Origin of the sequence: Caballeronia sp. LZ043 (assembly GCF_031451075.1) — a bacterium.
Lineage (GTDB): Bacteria > Pseudomonadota > Gammaproteobacteria > Burkholderiales > Burkholderiaceae > Caballeronia.
In genome coordinates this window covers 530,989-550,528 of the sequence record NZ_JARUXT010000003.1, presented here as the reverse complement: position 1 = coordinate 550,528, position 19,540 = coordinate 530,989, and the positions used below count along the sequence as shown (strand labels likewise).

Below are 19,540 nucleotides of genomic sequence, written 5' to 3'. Positions count from 1 at the left end.
CTGTCGCCTGAACGGCTTCGGCCTGCGTCCGCCGTGCCATGTCATTGCCTCGCCGCGCATGATCGAAACGTCGCGTGCTCCGGTTGACCTACCCCGCGAGTCACGCACGGTTTTGTCGTCATGCATTCGTCAAGCGATTCCCTGTTTCGGCACTTCACTGATCTCGCCATTCCCACGGTGCTCGCTGCATGGGTTTATTGCATGCATTCGGTCATCAGCGGCATTTTCATCGGACGTTACATCGGCGCCGATGCGCTTGCCGCGCTGAACCTGCTGGTTCCCCTGCTCTATTTGCCTTATGCATTCAGTGTGATGATCGGCGTGGGTGGTTCGACGCTCGTTGCGCGACTGCTTGGCGAGCAGCGCGAACGCGAAGCAGCCGAAGCCTTCACGCAGGCGCTATGGCTGCTCGGCGCGTGCGGCGCGGGTTTCACGCTGGCGATTCTCATCCATGCCGATACCTTCGTGCACTTGACCGGCGCGCGCGGCGATCTCGCCATGCTTGCGACGCAATTCCTCCGTGCCTACGCGCCCTTCGTGCTGTTTCCAACTGCGTGCTATGCACTCGAACTCTTCCTGCGCATAGAAGGCGCCGCAAAGTTCGGCCTTGCCTGCCTGTTCGCGAGCGGCATTGCCGATGTCGCACTGACCTGGTGGATGGTCGGTCATCTGCAATGGGGCATGCGCGGCGCGGCATGGGCGGCAGGACTCAGTCAGGCATTGGCGTGCGGGCCGATGTTCGCCTTTCACGTCGTCCGCGCGCGTCGCTTGCGCCCTGTCGCGCGCGCTTTCGCAGCGCCCGGACATGCGTGGCGCATGGCCTATAACGGCGTGTCGGAATTCTTGGGCGAGATCGCGCCGAGCGTCACGATCTTCGCCTTCAATCACGCGGTATTGCGGGCGCTCGGTGATACCGGGCTGGTCGCGTTCGCAGTCGTCGAGTATGTGACGATGATTGCCTCGGTCACGATGGTCGCGCTGGTGCAAAGCATGCAGCCGATCGTGAGCTTCCAGCGCGGCGCGGGCAATGCGCACGCCGTTTCACGCGCGTTGACCACCGGGCTCGTTACCACTACCGGCTTCGCGCTGCTTGCCGCTCTCGCCTGCCTTGCGTTTGCACAGCCGCTCGGCGACCTCTTCGTGCCCGGCGACGCCGCGGCGCAAGCGCTGTTGCATCAGGCCTTGCCGTGGTGCGCGCTGGCATTTGTGCCCGCCGCGATCAACGTGGCGATCAGCGGCTATCTGACGGCCATCGAGGCGCCGCTCGCATCGATGCTCGTGGCGCTCATGCGCAGCTGGCTGCTGTTGCTGGCGATGTTATGGCTGTTGACCGCATGGCTCGGCCCGCGCGGAATCTGGATGACCGTCGCGCTCACCGAAGCTGTCACGCTGGTGGCGAGTATCGCGTTGTTTCGGCTGGGAGGGCGGCAGGTTTCTTTCATGGGCTATCTCAACGCCGATGCCCGGGCTTCGCGCGTCAGGTGAAAACGCCGGTCGACGCTTGCCAGAAGGCGTCGGGACAACCGCGTCGCGCGTCCCTGGATCAGCCGGTCCGACGCGCGCGACAGCGCATACGACACAGCCAGCACGCCGACCAGCGTCGCGCCGAACAGCGCGATGGACGTCTCGCCGTTCTTCTGCCCGAAGACGCGATCGAAGAAATGGAAGGTGAGGTACACGCAGATGAAGTGCCACAGATAAATGCCATAGCTTTCGCGTCCCAGCGCGGCGGCGCAACGCCGCAGTCCCGTGAAACGCACGCGAGAGGCGGCGCGCGGCATGCCGTGATGCTTGCGCGCCTGCTGCGAGCACACGAACAGCAGGAACGCCACCGCGCTGCACGCCGCCGCGATGGGCGCCAGTGCGTGCGCCTTGTCGAACCAGACGCCAAGCGCGCCCGTTACCAGTGCAAAGATTATCGCGAGCGCAAAGTAAAACAGGCACACGCGCCGGGTGACCGTGGACGCGCCGAGCAGATGCGAGCGGAACGCATACCATGCCCACATGCCGACGATGAAGCACGGTCCTTGCACCGGTGGCCAGAAATAGCCGAAGGTATTGTTGGCGACATTGCACTCGAGCGTCCGATGGCATTCGCTCATCGACATCACGCCGAGCGATATCGCCAGCAAGACGACCGTGGCGAGCATCAGGCGCGTGCGATCCACGGCGACAAAGAACAGCAGCGGAGCGATCATGTAGAACAGCATTTCGACGCCGATCGACCAGCCTCCCGGCACCACGTTATTGATGGCCGTCGGCGAGAGCGCATGCAGGAATACCAGATTGAGAAGGACGTCCATCGGGCCGTGCGCGCCGAGTATCCACGCGCGTTCGATGCCTGATCGCGTCGCGCCGTAGCTGATGAGCCCATAGACGGCGATGGCCGCGTAATACAGCGGCGCGATGCGGAAGAAGCGCTTGATATAGAAGCGCAGCGTGACGTGGCGCGCATCCGCGCAGCGCGCGTGATCCACTTCGAGCGTCATGAAGATCGTGATCGCGCTGATCACGAAGAACAGTTGCACGCCGTACTGCCCCATGCGCGCGATCAATGCTACGGTTCCGGGCAAATTGGGAAACTGAAACGACAGGTGTACGCCGACCACCCCGACGATCGCGAGCGCCCGTCCTGCGTCGAGCGCGGCAACACGTCCTTTCTCCATCACTCCTCTCCTCGCGGTTCGTTCCGACCTCCAAAAACTTGACAGGCCGCGAGGCCCGTGGACACGGGTGCACAGGCGGTAGTTCCTACAAATCAGCGCAATTCCGGAGACTCTTACACGATGAAACTTGATACACGTATGGATACAACTTCTGGCTTTGCGATGCGGCATGCTATGAGTTAATAAATTGAAAGCTTCTTTCCGTATTTTTTCGTGCAGTAAAGGAATGCGTGACGGCTCGATTAACGAAGGCTCTAGTTAAATGCCGCCGTGTCGTCCGGCAATATCCGACAAAGTAGTATCCGTTGGTGCATTAGCCAACCAAACGACATTTCAGCGGGCACTGTTTTGAAAGCTATTCGTAGGCTTTTCTCGTTAGACTGTTGCTGAAGTTAGTGCAATCGCACGCAAAGCTTTCCGATTTCTTGACGAAACAGATGCAAACCGGAAATTTTTTTCTATCCGTCTTACGCTTCAGGCAATACCTACCGACATCGCTGAAAGCTGTCCGTTACAGCTTTTCGTCCTTTGTCGCGTTGAAAAAAGTTAAAGAATAAAGCGGCAGTTTTTATGCCGGGTTTTAGGGGGCCAGGGTGGCGCACTGTGCGATACCGAACAGTGCGTTAATTTGTGTGCTGTTCCACTGACCGGATTTAATAAACCGGCAGAGGAATCTTTTGAGCGGGGCGACAAGGGAGATGACAACGCTATCCCAATCGCAGTGCGGGAGCTTCTGGAAGGACGGCTTTCTCCGTCTGGAAAACGTCGCGACGCACGCGGAACTCAAGACCTTGCGCAGTGTGGGTGACCGCCTGCTGCGCGAAAAGGCGGGATTCAACGAAGGCTTGCTCTTCGACTTCTACCCTGAAGGTGAAGGGCCGGAAAAGCCGAAGCTCGCCCAGTTGCATCACCCTTCACATTTCGAGCGCAGCCTGCTCGAAATGGACCTGGCACGGCGCGCGCAGCGCGTGGCGATGCAGTTGCTCGGACCCAAGGCGCGCTTCGTCAGCGACAGCTTTTTCCACAAGCCGCCGCATACCGAAGCCGTCACGCCCTGGCATCAGGACGAGGCCTTCACCGACCCGCGTATCGAACATCGTGAAGTGAACTTCTGGTTCCCGCTACAACCGGTGTCGCTCGAGAATGGCTGCATGCAGTTCATTCCCGGATCGCATCTGGGCCCGGTCTTGCCGCATGGGCCGATCGGCGGAGATCCCACCACGCACGGGCTCGAATGCACGTCGGGTTTCGAAGTCAATGAAGCGGTGATCTGCCCGTTGCAGCTCGGCGATTGCACGATCCATGGCGGGCGCACGCTGCACTTTGCCGGCCCCAATCCGTCCAATGCGCCGCGCTACGCTTACTCGCTGGTGTTCGGCCTGCCGCGGCGGGCATCGAGCGAAGTGCGCAGCTTCCCCTGGAACGACAACCGGAAACTGTCGCGCGACCAGCGCGTACATGAATCACGGCGCGCTCAAGGCTCCTTCTGGCCTTACCTGTATCGCAAGGTCAAGGAGTTCGACTACACCAATCCGTACGAATGGCGGCTCGGTGCACATCGCGTCGCGCGTCTCATCAAGAAGGGCCGCACGCCGGCCAAGTGATGCAAGGACACGCCTGCTAGAACGCGGGCGCGTCTTGCCTCAGGAAACGCAGGATACGGCTGGCCACGGTGGCCGGCTGTTCCTGTTGCACCCAATGTCCCGCCCCTTCAATCAGATGCGCGGCGCGGAAATTCCGGCACGTCAGCAGGCGCATCGCATCGAAGTCGCCGGGACGCTGATACATGCCCCAGTCGCTGCTCCCCGCGATGAAACACGCCGGCACGTCGATGGTCGCGCCCGACCAGGTCCGCAACGCGGCTGCCCGATGCGCATCCGTACCGCAGCGATACCAGTTCAAGCCGCCTTGAAAACCGGTGCGCGCATATTCGCTCGCATAGATCTCCAGATCGCTGTTCGTGAGCCACGCGCATGAAGCGGCCTGCTTTTCGCTCGGCTCATGTTCGGCAACCGTCGCGGGCATGGTGGCGTCCGCGTTCATCACGTAGTAGGTCGGCAGCAAGGCGAGCTGGTCCGCTGTGACGCCATCGAGCGCATGCGGCCGGTTGCCCGCCCAGTCCGCGCTCTTCACATGGAAATAGGCACGCAGGAACGCGGCGAGCCCTCGCGGCGCATGCCGCATGTCCTGGTCCGCCTGCGGACCCGAGTAATACCATTGATAGTGCTTGCGCGGCGGATCGAGCAACGCGAGCCCGTCGACAGCGTCCTTCATCAAGGCGGCCGTCACGTCGATGCGCGCGCGCGATGGATCGTCCTGCGCGGTATCGAAAGCGAATGCGGGCGGTCCGGAAAACGGCGCGCTCATCATGACGACCGACGCGAATACATCCGGCCGTATCACGCCGCACCATGCCGCCACGGGCGAGCCGAAATCATGGCCGACCACCGCCGCCACCCGGCGATAGCCCAGCGCCGAGACCAGTCCCAGCACATCGCTCACGAGATTCGGAAAACCGAATGGGGTGAGATCGGCATCGAAGGAAGTGTCGGCGCCCGTGGTCCGGCCATAACCTCGCTGGTCCGGCGCGATGACGTGATAACCCGCCGCGGCCAACGGCAGCATGATCTTGCGCCAGCTATACGCCAGTTCGGGAAAGCCATGCAAGAGGACGATGCACGGCCGGTCCGGCGCATCGAATCCGGCTTCGAGAACATGCATCGACAGGCCATTGCCGTTGTCGACATTGCGCGCGCGAATGCCTTCGGGAAGAGGAAGATCGATCAACGGGTCGCTCATTTCTTTATCGCTTCTGAATTGGAATCATCCTTCGAGCAGCGCGGCGAAGCGGTCTGCCAGCGTGGGACGCGAACGCATCGGCCAGATTGCACTCAGCTCGAAGGGCGGCAGGTTGTCTCCGTCGCGCACGTCGCAGAAGCGCACGCCCGCGAATTGCAGCGCCGTCACCGATTGCGGCAGCAACGATGCACCGCATCCCGCCGCAACGCAAGCGAGCACGGTCAAGGAGCGGTTCGCGTCCTGCACGACATTCGCCTCACATCCAGCCTGGCGAAATGCACTCAAAATGCCAGCGCGCACCACGGGTAATTGATCGCCGGGAAACCACACGAGGCCCGCGTCCGAGAGATCCTTGAGCCCGACCTTGCCGTCTTCGCCGGTACGGAAAGTTTGCGGCAGCACAGCGAGCAGCCGCTCGCGGACGATCAGCTTCTCGCGCATCCGCCCACCCACCGCGACCGGTGTATGCAAAAGACCAATATCGATCGTGCCCTGCTCCAGCGCACTGGCCTGTTCCGCGTTGCTCATCTCCTTGAGCATCAACTCGACGTTGGGCACTTCGGCGCGCAGGGCGGCGATGGCGCGCGGCAGAAGACTGAACAGCGCAGCCGAAGCAAAACCTATGGTCAGGCGGCCACCTCGCTGCGCGCCGATCTCCCTTGCGCGATGCGAAGCGGCCTCGATGCGCGCCACGCTCAGGCGCACATCTTCGACGATGGCTTCACCCGCCGGCGTCAACTGCGCGCCACGCCGCGTGCGTGAGAACAGCTTGACGCCGAGATCCCGCTCCATGCGCGACAACGCCTGACTCAAGGCGGGCTGGGCAATGTCGAGCACTTCGGCGGCGCGGGTCACGCTGCCCGCATCGGCGACGGCAAGAAAGTATTTGAGGTTGCGGGTCTCCATGGTGCGAGCATATCAAAATGCTATGAAAAATGAACATATGCATAGTATGCGAGGCGAATTTTGGTTTTTAGAATGCACGGGCAATCTGCATTCATCGATACAAGAGGCGGACGTGAATCCGCGCAGGAGACAGGACATGAACTGGTACCGAGAGGTATCCACAGCTGAAAAACGCACGCTGTGGGGGTGCTTCGCCGGCTGGGCGCTGGACGGCGTCGATACGCAGGTTTTCAGCCTCGTCATCCCGACGCTCATCGCGACCTGGGGCATCGGCAAGGGCCAGGCGGGCCTGATCGGCGGCGCGACGCTCGTGGCGGGCGCGCTCGGCGGCCTGCTGGCGGGCGTGCTGTCGGACCGCATCGGCCGCGTCAAGGCGCTGCAAATCACGGTGCTGTGGTTTTCTGTATTCACTTTCCTGAGCGCCTTCGCGCAGAACTTCGAACAGCTGCTCGTGCTCAAGTCCTTGCAGGGACTCGGCTTCGGCGGCGAATGGACGGCCGGCGCGGTCCTGCTCGGCGAGACGATTCGCGCGGAACATCGCGGCAAGGCGATGGGCATCGTGCAGAGCGCCTGGGGCTTCGGCTGGGCGGGCGCGGTGCTGCTCTACATGATCGTGTTCTCGTGGGTCTCGCCGGAATGGGCCTGGCGCGTGCTGTTTGCCATCGGCCTGATTCCCGCACTGCTCGTGATCTACATGCGGCGCAACATCGAAGAGCCGCCTCGCGCCGTGCGCACCGCCGAAGCCGGCGACGTCCGCCCTCAAGGCACATTCTCGATCCTCGCCGGCATTTTTCATCCATCGGTGCTGCGCACGACGATCGTCGGCGGGCTGATCGGGCTGGGCGCGCATGGCGGCTATCACGCCATCACCACATGGCTGCCCACCTATCTGAAAACGGAACGCCATCTGTCCGTGCTCGGCACCGGAGGCTATCTCGCGGTAGTGATCTCGGCGTTCATCGTCGGCTGCTTCGTCAGCGCGTGGCTGCAGGACAGGATCGGCCGCCGCAGGAACGTGATCTTCTTCGCGGTCTGCTGCGCCATCACGGTCAACATCTATGTGTTCCTGCCCATCGGCGATCTCGCGATGCTGATCCTGAGCTTTCCGCTCGGGCTGTTCTCCGCCGGCATTCCCGCCACGCTCGGCGCGCTGTTCAACGAGCTCTATCCGCAAGGCGTGCGCGGCACGGGCGTGGGCTTCTGCTACAACTTCGGACGCGTGGTGTCGGCGGTGTTTCCGGTGCTCGTCGGACACATGGGCAATTCAATGCCGATCGGACAGGCGCTTGGCATCGATGCGGGCATCGCCTATGGACTCGTGGTCATCGCCGCGTTGCTGCTGCCGGAGACCCGAGGCCGCCGCATCGCCACGGATGCTGGACCCGGCGCAGCGCGCGAACGTTCGCCCAACCATGTCTGACACGCCATGACGCAATTACTCGACACCAGAAACGAGCAGTGGCTCGAGGCGGCGCACGCCCCCATCGACGCCATCGACAGTCATGCGCATGTCTTCGTGCGCGGCCTGCCGCTCGCGCCGCATCGCCGTCATGCACCCGACTATGACGCGACCCTCGATGACTACGCGGCGCACCTGCGCGCCAACGGCGTTTCGCATGGCGTGCTCGTGCAGCCGAGTTTTCTCGGCACGGACAACTCGTTTTTTATCGATGTCCTGCAACGCTATCCGCAGCGTTTTCGCGGCGTGGCCGTCATCGATCCTTCGATCAGCGACGCCGCGTTGCATCGGCTTGCGGAACAGGGCGTCGTGGGCATGCGTCTGAATCTTATCGGACTGGCGTTGCCGGATGTGCGGGCGGCGCACTGGCGCGGCCTGTTCGAACGCGTCAACGCATTGGGCTGGCATGTCGAGATCCATCGCAACGCCATCGACCTGCCGCTGCTCATCACGCCGCTGCTCGAACAGCACTGCACCGTGGTGATCGATCATTTCGGCCGTCCCGACCCCGCGCACGGCGCCGCCGATCCAGGCTTCCGCTATCTGCTGACGACAGCATCGAGCGGCAAGGTGTGGGTGAAACTGTCGGCGGCGTATCGAAATGTCGTGGGCGAAAACGGCACGGCGCTCGGCCAGACGCTTGCCGCCGCCCTGCTCGATGCCTTCGGCCCCGAACGGCTCGTGTGGGGCAGCGACTGGCCGCATACGCAGCATCGCAGCCTGATCGAATACGACGACTCGCGCGCCGCGCTGGACCGCTGGATTCCGGACGCCGCGCAGCGCACGGCGGTCATCCGCGACTCGGCGCGCACGCTGTTTCGTTTCGATTAACAGAAACGAAGAACGAGCGAAGGCAAGCACTGAGGCGACGCCCGCGTTAGCATGGCAAACGCCGGGTGCATCGAGACGCTCTATTCCACTTTTTTTTGGAACTCTGCCATGACGACATCTTCTTCCCGCCGCCGCGCCGCCTTCCGCGAACTGGTCGAGGCACGGCGCGGACTGCTGCTGCCCGGCGCTTTCAACGCCATGAGCGCGCGCGTCGTGGCGGACCTGGGATTCGAAGCGATCTACATCACGGGCGCGGGCGTCACGAACATGTCGCTCGGCATGCCGGATCTCGGCTTTGTCGGCCTCGCGGAAATTGCTGAACATACCGCGCGCATCCGCGATGCCGTCGATCTGCCGCTGCTCGTCGATGCCGACACCGGCTTCGGCAATGCCCTCAACGTGCGCCATACGGTGCGCACGCTCGAACGCGCGGGCGCCGATGCCATCCAGCTCGAAGATCAGGTGATGCCGAAAAAATGCGGGCATTTCGCTGGCAAGGCGGTGGTGTCGACGAGCGAAATGGTCGGCAAGATCCACGCTGCGGTGGATGCGCGCGAAGACGAGAACTTCCAGATCATTGCCCGCACTGATGCCTGCGCGGTCGAGGGCTTCGACGCGGCCATCGAACGTGCCCGCGCCTTCGTGGAAGCAGGCGCCGACATTCTCTTCGTCGAAGCGATCGAAACGCCGGAGCAGATCGCGTCGCTGCCCAAGCTGCTCGACGCACCGCAGTTGATCAACATCGTGATTGGCGGCAAGACGCCGGTGACGGACCGCGCCGACCTGCAGCAGCTCGGCTTCAGCCTCGTGCTGTATGCGAATGCGGCACTGCAAGGCGCGGTGCGCGGCATGCAGAACGCGCTGGGCGCATTGAAGTCGCAAGGCCGGCTCGACGAGGATCCCGCGGTCGTTGCGCCATTTGCGGAGCGTCAAAGGCTCGTGAACAAACCGCTCTTCGACGAACTCGACCGCAAGTACGCCGCCGATTGATCGCCCGAATATTTGCTATGCTGGCCGCCGCAACCGGACGCACGCGCGCTTGACGCATGGCGTCCGTCTCGAGGCGCCAGGGCGCCGTTCAAACCACGGAGATACAGATGGCAAAAGGTTATTGGGTCAGCGTGTACAAGACGATCATGAAGCCCGAGCAGGCTGCGGAATACGCGAAGCTTGCCACGCAGGCCATCAAGGAAGGCGGCGGCCGTCCGCTGGTGCGCGGCGTCGCGGCCCTGGCGCAAGGCGAAGGCGCGCTCGAGCGCACCGTCGTGGTCGAATACGATTCGCTCGAAGCCGCCATTGCCGCGTACAACAGCGACACCTACAAGGAAGCGCTGAGCGTGCTCGGCGACGCCGTGGTGCGTGATTTCCGCATCGTCGAAGGCGCGGCCTGATTCATCTCTGAACCGTACTATCCGGCCGATGTCCGTCGCGCTCATGCGCCGACGGCATCGGCCAGTTCGTTCATGTCATTCACCACAGCATCCCAATCGCTTTCGGCTTGCAGGTCGCTTGTCTGACCGGGACCGTGCTCCAGCGGCCGTGCAATGAACGCCGTCCTCAGCCCGCATTGCCTTGCCGCCGCAAGATCGTTGTTGTGCGCCGCGACAAGACAGACCTCGGCGGGCGCGAGCATCAGCACTTCGGCCGTACGCAGATAGGCCTCCGGCGCCGGCTTGTAGATCTGCGCGATTTCAGCACCGAGGATCGCATCCCACGGCAGGCCGGCGCGCTTCGCCATGTCCACCATCAGCCTGATATTGCCGTTTGAAAGCGGCGCGATGATATGGCGCGCCTTCAGGCGCTGCAAGCCCGCGACCGAATCCGGCCATGGATCGAGCCGATGCCACGCAAGATTGAGGTCATCCAGCGCTTCCGGCGGGACCGCGCTCGCATCGATGCCGAACTCGGGCAGCACGTCCAGCAGATTCTCGCGATGCAGCACGTCCAGCCTGACGAACGGCCGCTCCCCGCTGATCACTTTGCGCATGGCAGGCACATAACGGCTGCGCCAGGCATCGGCGAAGACATCGGGCCGCGCGCCGGGATGCCCGTGACGCTTCAGGAATGCATCGGCCTCGCGCGTCACGCCGCCGCGCCAGTCCACCACCGTGCCGAACACATCGAAAACGAAAGCCTTTACCTGGGACAAGCTCACCGGAATGCTCCCTTCCTGGGGTTTGAATGAACGGTCATGCCGGACCATTTGTTCCTGCCGCGCAAGACTGAAAGTCCACCGCGGGTGTACGCAACGAACCTCGAAGCGCCTAGATTACAAGCCATCGGAGCCAACAGGCCGATCCGCAACAGGCCCCTTTCTCTTATCGAGGTTCATCATGAGCAATACGCAAAAAGTCGTTATCGTCACGGGTGCGTCGCAAGGCATCGGCGCAGAGATCGTCGCGGCATTCCGCGCGCAGGGTCATGCCGTGGTCGCCACCGCGCGTTCCATCCAGCAAGCCGACGATCCGAACATCATTGCCGTGCCGGGCGACATCGGCGAACGCGCCACCGCTCAGCGCGTGGTGGATGCGGCGATCGAAAACTTCGGCCGCATCGATACGCTGATCAACAACGCAGGCATCTTCATCGCCAAGCCCTTCACACAATACACGCTGGAGGATTATGCGGCGATGCTGAACGTGAACCTCAATGGGTTCTTCCATGTCACGCAGCTTGCCATCGAACAGATGGAGAAGAACCATAGCGGGCATGTGCTCAACATCACGACCAGCCTCGTCGATCACGCGGTGAGCGGCGTGCCCTCGGTGCTCGCCTCGCTGACCAAGGGCGGCCTGAATGCCGCTACCAAGTCGCTTGCCATCGAGTACGCGAAGTCCGGCATTCGCGCCAATGCCGTCTCGCCCGGCATCATCAAGTCGCCCATGCATGCGCCTGACACGCACGAAGCGCTCGGCAAACTGCATCCGGTGGGACGCATGGGCGAAATGAGCGACATCGCCGGGGCGGTCCTGTATCTCGACAATGCGTCGTTCGTGACCGGCGAGATTCTTCACGTCGATGGCGGCCAGAGCGCCGGACATTGATGACGGCCGTTACAACCGATGCTCAAAGGAGCCACCCATGCCGATCGTAACCATTCAAGTAACGCGCGAGGGCACGACGCCAGGCACGAACGCCGTCACCGCCGCTGAAAAGGCGCGGCTCATTCAAGGCGTGAGCCAGTTGTTGCTCGACGTGTTGAACAAGCCGCTGGACGCCACCTTCGTCGTGATCGAGGAAGTGGACATGGACAACTGGGGCGTGGCCGGCCTGCCGGTGCAGGCGTATCGCCGGCAGAAGCAGGCCGGGCCGGGCTGACGCCTCACGTCGAGCGCATCATTGCCCTGGCGCGTAGAGATCGAGGAACTTGAGCGTCACGCCATTGGTCCAGCCGAAGCCGTCCTGCAACGGATATTCGCCGCCGCCTCCACCGCCCGTGCCCTCGCCTTCGACGACATACTTCTCAACAAGCTTCTGCTGCATCGAGTAGACGTTGTTCACGTCCGCGAGGAAGCGCGTGCCGATTGGCCGCGCGAGGTCACCGCGCCCATAGCGCTTGAGCCCTTGCACGGCTATCCAGTGCAAGGGCGCCCAGCCGTTCGGCGCATCCCATTGCTGTGACGTATTGAAGGTCGTCGTGGTGAGACCGCCCGGCTTGAGCAAGATCCTGGCGACAGTGTTCGCCGTCTTCTGTGCGCGATCCGGCCAAGCGGCGCCTGCGAACAACGGATAAAGCATGGCGGCCGACGGATTGTTGCGTGGCTGTGCGAGCCGCCAGTCATAATCGCCGTAATAGCCGTTGTCGTTCCACAAATATTTGTTGATGGCGATCGCCCGCTTCGCCGCGCGGCCAATGTATTCGCCGACGCATCCGAAGTCGCGCACCTCGCCGCAGCCGATTGCAATCGTCGTTTCCAGGTGGAACATCAGGCTGTTGAGATCGACGGGAATGATGGAGGTGGTGCGGATGGTCGCGAGCGTCATGTTGTCGCCGAACCAGCGCGAGCTGAAGTCCCAGCCGCTCTCGGCCGCCGCCCGCAAGTCCCGATAGACTTCATTCGGCGGACGACTGCTCGCCTGCTTCGCGGTGGTCACGTCCTCCAGATACGATTCGTCACGCGGCGTGTCACGTTCGTCCCAATAGCGGTTGAGCACCGTCCGGTCGGGCAGCATCACGACATTGCGTTTCGCCTCGCCCGGTTGCAATGACCGCGCGCCTTTCATCCAGTACTCATGCTCGCGGCGCAACTGCGGCAAATACTTCTGATACACGCGCCCGCCTTCCTTCTGCGCGGCGAGTTCCACCATGTACGAGAAGAACGGCGGCTGCGAACGGCTCACGTAATAAGTGCGATTACCGTTGGGAATGTGGCCGATCGTGTCGATCAGATACGCGAAGTTATCGAGCATGTCGTCGACCAGATCTTCGCGGCCCGCTTCCTGCAAGCCCAGCATCGTGAAATAGGTGTCCCAGTAGTAACCTTCGCGGAAACGCCCGCCCGGCACGACATACGACTTCGGCAGCGGGATCAGCGAACTGTTCGGCGGCACGTCCGCTACGGTCGTCAGGCGCGTGAGTTTCGGCCAGAGCCAGTCGATATGATCACGCAATGACTGACCCGGCGGAGGGGTAATGCTCTGATCCGTGGGCGGCGTGAAGTATTGCGCGACGAATGCCTTCAGGTCGAAACCTGGCGCGGACATCTGCGTTTGATAGGCCTGCAGGATCTGCGCGGGATCCATCTTCGGGGTCGCATCGACGAAGGTCTTCTGATCGGGATAGACGCCTTGCGTCTGCACCGCGACGAAGAGATCGCCATAAAGCTCGCTCGGCGGCGGGGGCAACACATAGCCGCTGGTGGCGTCGGCATGCGCCGCACTCGCGGCGATGCTCAGGAAGAACCAGACGCCGAGCATTCGGCGTGTGCTTGCTCGTCGTGTCGCTGCGGATTCACGCGATGACACGTCAGACCCTGCGCCGTGCGAAGACAGTGCGATCATGCTCCCTCCCTCGAAGGATGTTGAACCGGACTGGTCTCGCTCAAGCAGCGCTTTTGATTATGGGTTCGTTCGGCAGCACGGCGAAGCATAGAACGCTTGATCGCGAGTAGCAACCCTCGTTACGCTTGGTCCGCGTTTCCCGCGAGCACAACGATATTCACGATGCCCTTGCGGGCCATCTTCGTGTAGGGGCAGAAGCGTTCCGTATTGCGCACGAGTTCCTCGGCGACGGTGCGCTCGACGCCGGGAAGCTGCACCTCGGTATGCGCGGTGAGCACGAAGAGGCCATCGACCGGATCGCGCGCGAAGTTCACCGTGACGGACACGGCGGCCTGCGCGACTTCGATGCCCACACGGGTCGCGAGCAGCGTGAGGGCGCCATGGAAGCAGGCGGCATAGGCGGCCGCGAACAACTGTTCCGGATTCGTGCCGCCGCCGGCGCCGCCCAGCGACTCGGGAAGCCGCAGTTCGAGATCGAGATTGCCGTCGTCGGAGCGTGCCTTGCCCGAGGCGCGGCCATGGCCCGCGTCGCCGCCGGTGATCGTCACGGTCGTCGAATACAGCGTGTGCGTGTCCTGGCCCTGGTACTTGTCGAGCAGAGTCGTGGAAGGCGGAGTGAGTGATGCCATGATGGTCTCTTCGATGCGCATGCCCGACGTCTGTCCAGCATGCATCGTATGCATGCCGGCGCGCGTCCGGTAGTCCCGTCGGCGGACGCACGGTGTTGCCCTGCACGCATCAATCCGCGCCGCTCAATGGGCGCGTTGCGTTGCTGATCGTGGTTGTCAGGCAATGCAGATCGAGCGCGCGCGTCTGCTCCGTCATGTAGTCGACGAACACGCGCACGCGCGTGGGAAGATGCTTGCGGCTGAGATAGCACAGGTAATGACCGCCATCGTCCGGCGCGTACTGGGCGAGACACATGACCAGCCGGCCGGCTTTCAACGCATCGCACACGAGATAGGCCGGAAGTTGCGCGATGCCCTGTCCATCCATCACGGCCTGCAGCATCAGATCGATATCGTTGAAGATTTGCCGCGCATGAGGCATCACCTTGTGCGCCACGCCGTTGACCTTGAATTCCCATTCAGCGATACGGCCGGACGACGTGCGCAAGCTGATGCAGCGATGCCGCTCCAGTTGTTCGATGCTGCGCGGCAGCCCATGTTCGCGCGCATGGCCGGGCGACATGCAGACGATCATCTGCATTGGTATGAGTTGCTTCGCGACGACCTCGCAATCGTCGATATGGCCATCGCGGAACGCGACATCCACACGATCCGCGGTGAAGTCGCATGCCGCATCGTTCAGCAGCAGTTCCAGCGCGATGTCCGGATAGCGCGCATTGAAGCCGGGCAGCAGCGGCGCCACGACCTTGCGGCCGAAGCCCGATGTCGAGGCGATGCGCAGGTGTCCGCGCGGCGGTCCATTACGTAGTTCGCGCATGTCTTCGAGCGCCTGCACGATGCGTTCGACGCCCGGCTGGCAATTCTTGTAGAAGAGTTCGCCCTCGCGCGTCAGCGACGTGCTGCGCGTGGTGCGCAGGAACAGGCGCGCGTCGAGTTGCGCTTCGAGTTTCTGCACGTTGCGGCTGACGGCGGAGCGGCCGATGCCCAGGCGATCGCTCGCTTTCGCGAAGCTGCCTTCATTGGCGACGGCCAGAAACGAAACGACGCCCGCATAACTGGTGCTGAAGCTGTAGGCGAGCGAATCGTCGGAATGAGAAACGAGGTCCAGTGGCATGGCGGCGCTAAACGGAGTGGCTCTGACTTACAAGACGTTTGCGCCGCCCGGTTTGTGACATCGCATGCTGAAAAAAATTTTCGCGCCTGGTTCCGGTTTTATTTCACCGGCGTCAGCACAGGCTTGCCCTTGTCCTTGAGCAACAGCACGATGAACTTCGCGGGCTTCGTCATGCTGGCGTTGCGGCCGACCGTGTGGATGTCGTCGGGACCTTCGTAGAAGGTGTCGCCCGGCTTCAGCGTCACTTGCTTGCCGCCTTTGAGCTGCATCACGATCGACCCTTCGACGACATAGACGAACGCATGCGCATCGTGCCGATGCACCGGATCCACCGCGCCCGGCGGATAGTCCACGTTGATCATCAACGCCTCCTTGCCGGGATAGTCCGGCAACGGCCGGGTCATCAACTCGGTGACGACGGCCTCGGGCGCCGCCCGCGCCTCTTGGGCAAAGAGCGCCGCACTTCCGAGGGCGAGCGCCAGTCCCATGCGTCTGATGTTCTGCACGATGAGTCTCCGCAGGTAAAAGGACGGCGCCCGAGGCTTCAGGACAGGTTTGCCTTCTCGAGGCCGAACACCTTGTCGGACGAACCCGGCACCGTCTGGAACGCGACGTTGGCGCGGTTCCAGCCGTTGATCGCCATGATGGCGTAGGTCAGGTCGGACAATTCCTTTTCGTTGAATTGCTCGCGCACGCGCTGATACAGCTCGTCGGGCACGCCATGCTCCGGGAGACGTGTCAGGACTTCGGTCCAGGCGAGCGCGGCGCGTTCGCGCGGCGAGAACAAAGTGGACTCGCGCCAGATTGCTACATGATGCGTGCGCAGTTCACGCTCGCCATGGATCTTCGCTTCCTTCACATGCATGTCGACGCAGAAGCCGCAGCCGTTCATCTGCGATGCGCGCAGCGAGACGAGATCGCGAACGGTCTGCTCGATCGCGCATTCCGCGACAGTATTGCTGAATTCATAAAACTTCTTGAAGAGTTCGGGAGACTGGTGAACGTAGTTGATGCGCTGCGACATGACGGCTCCATGCAGGTGGGTTCAGCCGACCGCGGGCGCGGCCCGGCATGGATGTCATCGTAGGTTTGCGCGGCTGGGGACGGTAGACCCGCGGCAGGCCGCACGCTGTTGCCTGCTGCGCATCAATCGTTGTCCACTTCCCTACTGGCTGTCCAGCCAGGCCGCGATCCGTTCGAGTTTGTCGGGGTTGCGCTGCACCTGGATGTTGACGATGCGATCCTGCTCGATTTCAAACGACTGCGCGGACTCGAGCTTGCCCTCGATGAAGCGCAGCAACGCCCATTGCCCATTCAGCATCACCGGTTCCACGCGCACTTCGCTTCCGTAGCGCAGATATGCGGCATAGAAAAGCTGCGCGATGCGCCGGCCGCCCCGCATGGGCTCCGGGAAGCTCTGGACGCGGCCGCCGCCGTCGCCGATGAGCGTGGCTTCGTCGGCGAGCATCGCATGAATCGATGCGAAGTCGCCGTGTTCGAGCGCGCTCACGAAGGCCAGCAGCACGTGCCGATGAAGCTCGGGCGACACCGTGCGGCGCGGACGTTCCTCGCGCAATTGCACCTTGGCGCGGCTCACGAGCTGACGGCAGGCGGCCTCCGTCTTGCCGATGATGCGCGCCACCTCGGGGTAGTCGGCGTCGAATACCTCGCGCAGCAGAAAGGCGGCACGCCCCTCCGGCGTCAGACGTTCGAGCAGCATCAGGAAAGCGACGGAGACATCGTCGGCCCGTTCCGTCATTTCCTCAGGTGTCGCGGGCGGCTCGGTGATGTGCGGTTCGGGAAGCCAGATACCGGTGTAGTGCTCGCGCTGGATCTTCGCGGCGCGCAGGCGGTCGATCGAGTGACGCGTCGTGACCGATACCAGCCACGCCTCCGCATTCTCGATGGCCACGCGCGCAGCCGCATGCCAGCGCAGCCAGACATCCTGGACGATGTCCTCGGCTTCCGCCACCGAACCCAGCATGCGGTAAGCAATGGCCTGCAGACGAGGGCGCAGGCGATCGAACTCGCGCGTGGCTTCATCCATGGTGTCGGCTCCGGATCCGTGCGGGTTCAAGCCTCTGAAAAAGGTCCATACAGAATCGTAGCGCAAGCCTGCGCCGGGACGCACGACGGCCCGCCCCGTTCGTTCAGCCGCGACGCCGGTTTCGTCTCGTCGACGGACGGCATCTCGAATACAAAGTGCAAAACGCAAAATGCAAGCGCGTGCGTCTCTGCTTAAACTGAGCGGCGCGCCGGCCGATTGGTCCGATTTTTTGACCGGCGCCGCGAAAAATGCTATTACGACACGGCCTCGCGGGAAGCTGGCACGACCCGCACCGCGAAAGCAAACCGTAATCGTATTGCCGTCGCACTCAGCCGCGTCAGATCGAACGTCAGAGCAAGCGTCATCTCAAGAACCACCTCAAGACCACAGTGAACCCAACGACAACCCTCGCCCCCTGGTCCGCACACGACACCCAGCTTCTCATCGCCTGCGCACTCGGCCTCGCGATCATCATCGTTTCCATCAGCGTCCTGAAGCTCGCGCCGTTCCTTTCCATCCTGGTGGGCACGTTCGCGGCAGGCTTCGCCGCGCATCAGCCGCTCGAAGCCATCGCGCAGGCGTTCAGCAAGGGCGCGGGCGCGCTGCTCGGCGACGTCGGCATCATCATCGCGCTCGGCGCCATGCTCGGTGCGCTGATGGCCGAATCCGGCGCCGCCGACAGGCTCGTCACCACCCTCCTGGACCATTCCACACCGCGCAGGCTGCCGTGGATGATGGCGCTCGTCGCGATCATCGTCGGGCTGCCGCTGTTCTTCGAAGTCGGCCTCGTGATGATGGTGCCGATCATCTTCGTCATGGCGCGCCGCTCCGGGCAACCCATCCTGCGCATCGCGATTCCTGCCCTCGCCGGCATGACCACCCTGCATGCGCTGCTGCCGCCGCACCCCGGTCCGCTGATCGCCGTGAGCGCGCTGCATGCCGACCTCGGGCTGACGCTCGGACTGGGCCTGCTCGTCGCGCTGCCTGCTGTCGTTCTCGCCGGACCGGTCTACGGCATCTGGCTGTCGAAGCGGCTGCATATCGAGGCGCCCGAGGAAATCGGCCAGCTGTTCACCACTCGCGACGAAGGCGCGGCCACACCCGGCTTCGCGATCTCGCTGGTGACCATCCTGCTGCCCGTCGTGATGATGCTCGGCCGCACCGTCGCCAAGCTGGCGCTCACGAAGGACACGCTGCTGTACGACATGCTCGACTTCGTCGGTGAACCGCTCGTCGCGCTCGCGCTGACCGTGCTGTTCGCCATCGTGATGCTGGGCTGGTCGCGCGGCATGGCGCGGGAACGCGTCGGCGGCATCCTGCGCAAGAGCCTGCCGCCCATCGCCGCGCTGCTGCTGACCATCGGCGCGGGCGGCGGTCTCAAGCAGATGCTGGTCAACGCGGGCATCAGCGTGACCATCGGCAAGATTGCAGTCGGCACGCACCTGCCGCTGATCCTGCTCGCATGGCTGATCGCCGTCGCGCTGCGTCAGGCGACCGGCTCGGCGACCGTCGCCACGACGACCACGGCGGGGATCGTCGCGCCGGTCGTCAGCGGACTCACCGCGACCCACAACTCGCTGATGGCGCTCGCCATCGGCGCGGGCTCGGTGTTCTTCTGCCACGTCAATGACGCGGGCTTCTGGATGGTGCGCGAATACTTCGGTCTCACGCTGAAGCGCACGGTCGCGGTGTGGTCGATCTTGCAGACCATCGTTTCGGTGGTCGGGCTGGTGCTCACGCTGGTGCTGTGGAATGTCCTGACATAAGGCCCGCACGCTGGCACGCGACATGCGCTCCTGTGAACACGATTCCGATCTCATGACGAACAGGGAGCGCACATCATGACCGACGAGAACGACCGTCCGACCCCGCCGAAACAGACACCCGACGACCCGAACGTCGCTGACCGGCGGCTTTCCGACGAGCAAAAGCGTGACTTGAAGAACGAACCCGAACGGCCAAGCGGCGGCCAGTCCGGCAAGCTGCCCGACCCGAAGGAAGTGGGCGAAGCAGGCTGATACGCCAAATCCCGCCCTTTCGCAATGGGCAGGCGCGGGTTCGGCAACAGCGTTCGCTGCTTGCAGCGTA

Annotated in this window: 20 protein-coding genes; 10 read left to right on the top strand and 10 right to left on the bottom strand. The window is 63.1% G+C overall.

Going from position 1 to position 19,540, the window contains the following annotated elements:
• Positions 1-120 precede the first annotated feature (120 nt).
• On the top strand, positions 121-1,485 hold the full coding sequence (locus QCE64_RS22665; RefSeq protein WP_310006360.1) for an MATE family efflux transporter: 1,365 nt from the start codon (positions 121-123) through the stop codon (positions 1,483-1,485).
• Here the strand turns inward: QCE64_RS22665 and QCE64_RS22660 are convergent.
• On the bottom strand, positions 1,446-2,666 hold the full coding sequence (locus QCE64_RS22660; protein WP_310006357.1) for an acyltransferase: 1,221 nt from the start codon (positions 2,664-2,666) through the stop codon (positions 1,446-1,448). The two genes, QCE64_RS22665 and QCE64_RS22660, sit on opposite strands and share 40 nt — an antisense overlap.
• Positions 2,667-3,364: 698 nt before the next feature.
• Here QCE64_RS22660 and QCE64_RS22655 point away from each other — a divergent pair.
• Entirely contained in the window at positions 3,365-4,270 is a 906-nt protein-coding gene (locus QCE64_RS22655) for a phytanoyl-CoA dioxygenase family protein (RefSeq protein ID WP_309923775.1), read from the top strand.
• Between the two features lie 16 nt (positions 4,271-4,286).
• Here the strand turns inward: QCE64_RS22655 and QCE64_RS22650 are convergent, their stop codons facing one another.
• The gene (locus tag QCE64_RS22650; RefSeq protein WP_310006355.1) at positions 4,287-5,465 is read right to left on the bottom strand and encodes an alpha/beta fold hydrolase; all 1,179 of its coding nucleotides are present in this window, start codon (positions 5,463-5,465) and stop codon (positions 4,287-4,289) included.
• 24 nt (positions 5,466-5,489) lie between these two features.
• Entirely contained in the window at positions 5,490-6,371 is an 882-nt protein-coding gene (locus tag QCE64_RS22645; RefSeq protein ID WP_309933397.1) for a LysR family transcriptional regulator, read from the bottom strand.
• A gap of 136 nt (positions 6,372-6,507) precedes the next feature.
• Between QCE64_RS22645 and QCE64_RS22640 the strand changes: the two genes are divergently transcribed.
• From QCE64_RS22640 to QCE64_RS22625, 4 genes are all read left to right on the top strand, one after another.
• Positions 6,508-7,791 carry an MFS transporter gene (locus QCE64_RS22640; RefSeq protein ID WP_309933395.1) on the top strand — a complete coding sequence of 428 codons (1,284 nt, stop codon included), beginning with the start codon at positions 6,508-6,510 and terminating at the stop codon, positions 7,789-7,791.
• Positions 7,792-7,797: 6 nt separating this feature from the next.
• On the top strand, positions 7,798-8,661 hold the full coding sequence (locus tag QCE64_RS22635; protein ID WP_310006353.1) for an amidohydrolase family protein: 864 nt from the start codon (positions 7,798-7,800) through the stop codon (positions 8,659-8,661).
• 108 nt (positions 8,662-8,769) lie between these two features.
• Positions 8,770-9,651, top strand: a complete 882-nt coding sequence (locus QCE64_RS22630) for an oxaloacetate decarboxylase (protein WP_309923766.1) — start codon at positions 8,770-8,772, stop codon at positions 9,649-9,651.
• Between the two features lie 107 nt (positions 9,652-9,758).
• The gene (locus tag QCE64_RS22625; RefSeq protein WP_310006351.1) at positions 9,759-10,052 is read left to right on the top strand and encodes a DUF1330 domain-containing protein; all 294 of its coding nucleotides are present in this window, start codon (positions 9,759-9,761) and stop codon (positions 10,050-10,052) included.
• Positions 10,053-10,093: 41 nt separating this feature from the next.
• Here QCE64_RS22625 and QCE64_RS22620 read toward each other — a convergent pair whose 3' ends face one another.
• Positions 10,094-10,816, bottom strand: a complete 723-nt coding sequence (locus tag QCE64_RS22620; protein ID WP_309923760.1) for a haloacid dehalogenase type II — start codon at positions 10,814-10,816, stop codon at positions 10,094-10,096.
• A 178-nt stretch (positions 10,817-10,994) separates the two neighbouring features.
• Between QCE64_RS22620 and QCE64_RS22615 the strand changes: the two genes are divergently transcribed.
• Together QCE64_RS22615 and QCE64_RS22610 are read left to right on the top strand one after the other, a co-directional pair.
• The gene (locus tag QCE64_RS22615; RefSeq protein ID WP_309923758.1) at positions 10,995-11,705 is read left to right on the top strand and encodes an SDR family oxidoreductase; all 711 of its coding nucleotides are present in this window, start codon (positions 10,995-10,997) and stop codon (positions 11,703-11,705) included.
• A 37-nt stretch (positions 11,706-11,742) separates the two neighbouring features.
• Positions 11,743-11,979, top strand: coding sequence for a 4-oxalocrotonate tautomerase family protein (locus QCE64_RS22610; protein WP_310006349.1), 237 nt, complete (start codon positions 11,743-11,745; stop codon positions 11,977-11,979).
• Positions 11,980-11,997: 18 nt separating this feature from the next.
• Here QCE64_RS22610 and treA read toward each other — a convergent pair whose 3' ends face one another.
• From treA to QCE64_RS22580, 6 genes are all read right to left on the bottom strand, one after another.
• A complete protein-coding gene (gene treA / locus QCE64_RS22605) occupies positions 11,998-13,578 on the bottom strand; it encodes an alpha,alpha-trehalase TreA (RefSeq protein WP_310006347.1) in 1,581 nt (526 codons plus the stop codon).
• Positions 13,579-13,781: 203 nt separating this feature from the next.
• Positions 13,782-14,291 carry an Ohr family peroxiredoxin gene (locus QCE64_RS22600; RefSeq protein ID WP_309933391.1) on the bottom strand — a complete coding sequence of 170 codons (510 nt, stop codon included), beginning with the start codon at positions 14,289-14,291 and terminating at the stop codon, positions 13,782-13,784.
• Between the two features lie 109 nt (positions 14,292-14,400).
• Complete coding sequence (locus QCE64_RS22595) at positions 14,401-15,405, bottom strand: LysR family transcriptional regulator (protein ID WP_309933390.1); 1,005 nt, start codon at positions 15,403-15,405, stop codon at positions 14,401-14,403.
• Positions 15,406-15,503: 98 nt separating this feature from the next.
• Positions 15,504-15,893 (bottom strand): cupin domain-containing protein, encoded by a 390-nt coding sequence (locus QCE64_RS22590; protein ID WP_309925267.1) that lies wholly within the window; start codon positions 15,891-15,893, stop codon positions 15,504-15,506.
• Between the two features lie 56 nt (positions 15,894-15,949).
• On the bottom strand, positions 15,950-16,429 hold the full coding sequence (locus QCE64_RS22585; protein ID WP_309923748.1) for a carboxymuconolactone decarboxylase family protein: 480 nt from the start codon (positions 16,427-16,429) through the stop codon (positions 15,950-15,952).
• Positions 16,430-16,570: 141 nt separating this feature from the next.
• Positions 16,571-17,452 (bottom strand): RNA polymerase sigma-70 factor, encoded by an 882-nt coding sequence (locus QCE64_RS22580; RefSeq protein ID WP_309933387.1) that lies wholly within the window; start codon positions 17,450-17,452, stop codon positions 16,571-16,573.
• Between the two features lie 389 nt (positions 17,453-17,841).
• Here QCE64_RS22580 and QCE64_RS22575 point away from each other — a divergent pair, with 389 nt between their 5' ends.
• Positions 17,842-19,218, top strand: coding sequence for a gluconate:H+ symporter (locus tag QCE64_RS22575; protein WP_310006344.1), 1,377 nt, complete (start codon positions 17,842-17,844; stop codon positions 19,216-19,218).
• Positions 19,219-19,293: 75 nt separating this feature from the next.
• Positions 19,294-19,470, top strand: coding sequence for a hypothetical protein (locus QCE64_RS22570; protein WP_309923743.1), 177 nt, complete (start codon positions 19,294-19,296; stop codon positions 19,468-19,470).
• The last annotated feature ends 70 nt before the right edge of the window (positions 19,471-19,540 follow it).

What these genes read in the sequence shown, in the direction of transcription:
- QCE64_RS22570 (WP_309923743.1), top strand. Translation starts at nt 19,294, where the DNA reads ATGACCGACGAGAACGACCGTCCGACCCCGCCGAAACAGACACCCGAC.
- QCE64_RS22625 (WP_310006351.1), top strand. Translation starts at nt 9,759, where the DNA reads ATGGCAAAAGGTTATTGGGTCAGCGTGTACAAGACGATCATGAAGCCC.
- QCE64_RS22665 (WP_310006360.1), top strand. Translation starts at nt 121, where the DNA reads ATGCATTCGTCAAGCGATTCCCTGTTTCGGCACTTCACTGATCTCGCC.
- QCE64_RS22600 (WP_309933391.1), bottom strand. Translation starts at nt 14,291, where the DNA reads ATGGCATCACTCACTCCGCCTTCCACGACTCTGCTCGACAAGTACCAG.
- QCE64_RS22585 (WP_309923748.1), bottom strand. Translation starts at nt 16,429, where the DNA reads ATGTCGCAGCGCATCAACTACGTTCACCAGTCTCCCGAACTCTTCAAG.
- QCE64_RS22650 (WP_310006355.1), bottom strand. Translation starts at nt 5,465, where the DNA reads ATGAGCGACCCGTTGATCGATCTTCCTCTTCCCGAAGGCATTCGCGCG.
- QCE64_RS22610 (WP_310006349.1), top strand. Translation starts at nt 11,743, where the DNA reads ATGCCGATCGTAACCATTCAAGTAACGCGCGAGGGCACGACGCCAGGC.
- QCE64_RS22595 (WP_309933390.1), bottom strand. Translation starts at nt 15,405, where the DNA reads ATGCCACTGGACCTCGTTTCTCATTCCGACGATTCGCTCGCCTACAGC.
- QCE64_RS22635 (WP_310006353.1), top strand. Translation starts at nt 7,798, where the DNA reads ATGACGCAATTACTCGACACCAGAAACGAGCAGTGGCTCGAGGCGGCG.
- QCE64_RS22645 (WP_309933397.1), bottom strand. Translation starts at nt 6,371, where the DNA reads ATGGAGACCCGCAACCTCAAATACTTTCTTGCCGTCGCCGATGCGGGC.
- QCE64_RS22655 (WP_309923775.1), top strand. Translation starts at nt 3,365, where the DNA reads ATGACAACGCTATCCCAATCGCAGTGCGGGAGCTTCTGGAAGGACGGC.
- QCE64_RS22630 (WP_309923766.1), top strand. Translation starts at nt 8,770, where the DNA reads ATGACGACATCTTCTTCCCGCCGCCGCGCCGCCTTCCGCGAACTGGTC.
- QCE64_RS22590 (WP_309925267.1), bottom strand. Translation starts at nt 15,893, where the DNA reads ATGGGACTGGCGCTCGCCCTCGGAAGTGCGGCGCTCTTTGCCCAAGAG.
- QCE64_RS22580 (WP_309933387.1), bottom strand. Translation starts at nt 17,452, where the DNA reads ATGGATGAAGCCACGCGCGAGTTCGATCGCCTGCGCCCTCGTCTGCAG.
- treA (WP_310006347.1), bottom strand. Translation starts at nt 13,578, where the DNA reads ATGCTCGGCGTCTGGTTCTTCCTGAGCATCGCCGCGAGTGCGGCGCAT.
- QCE64_RS22660 (WP_310006357.1), bottom strand. Translation starts at nt 2,666, where the DNA reads ATGGAGAAAGGACGTGTTGCCGCGCTCGACGCAGGACGGGCGCTCGCG.
- QCE64_RS22640 (WP_309933395.1), top strand. Translation starts at nt 6,508, where the DNA reads ATGAACTGGTACCGAGAGGTATCCACAGCTGAAAAACGCACGCTGTGG.
- QCE64_RS22615 (WP_309923758.1), top strand. Translation starts at nt 10,995, where the DNA reads ATGAGCAATACGCAAAAAGTCGTTATCGTCACGGGTGCGTCGCAAGGC.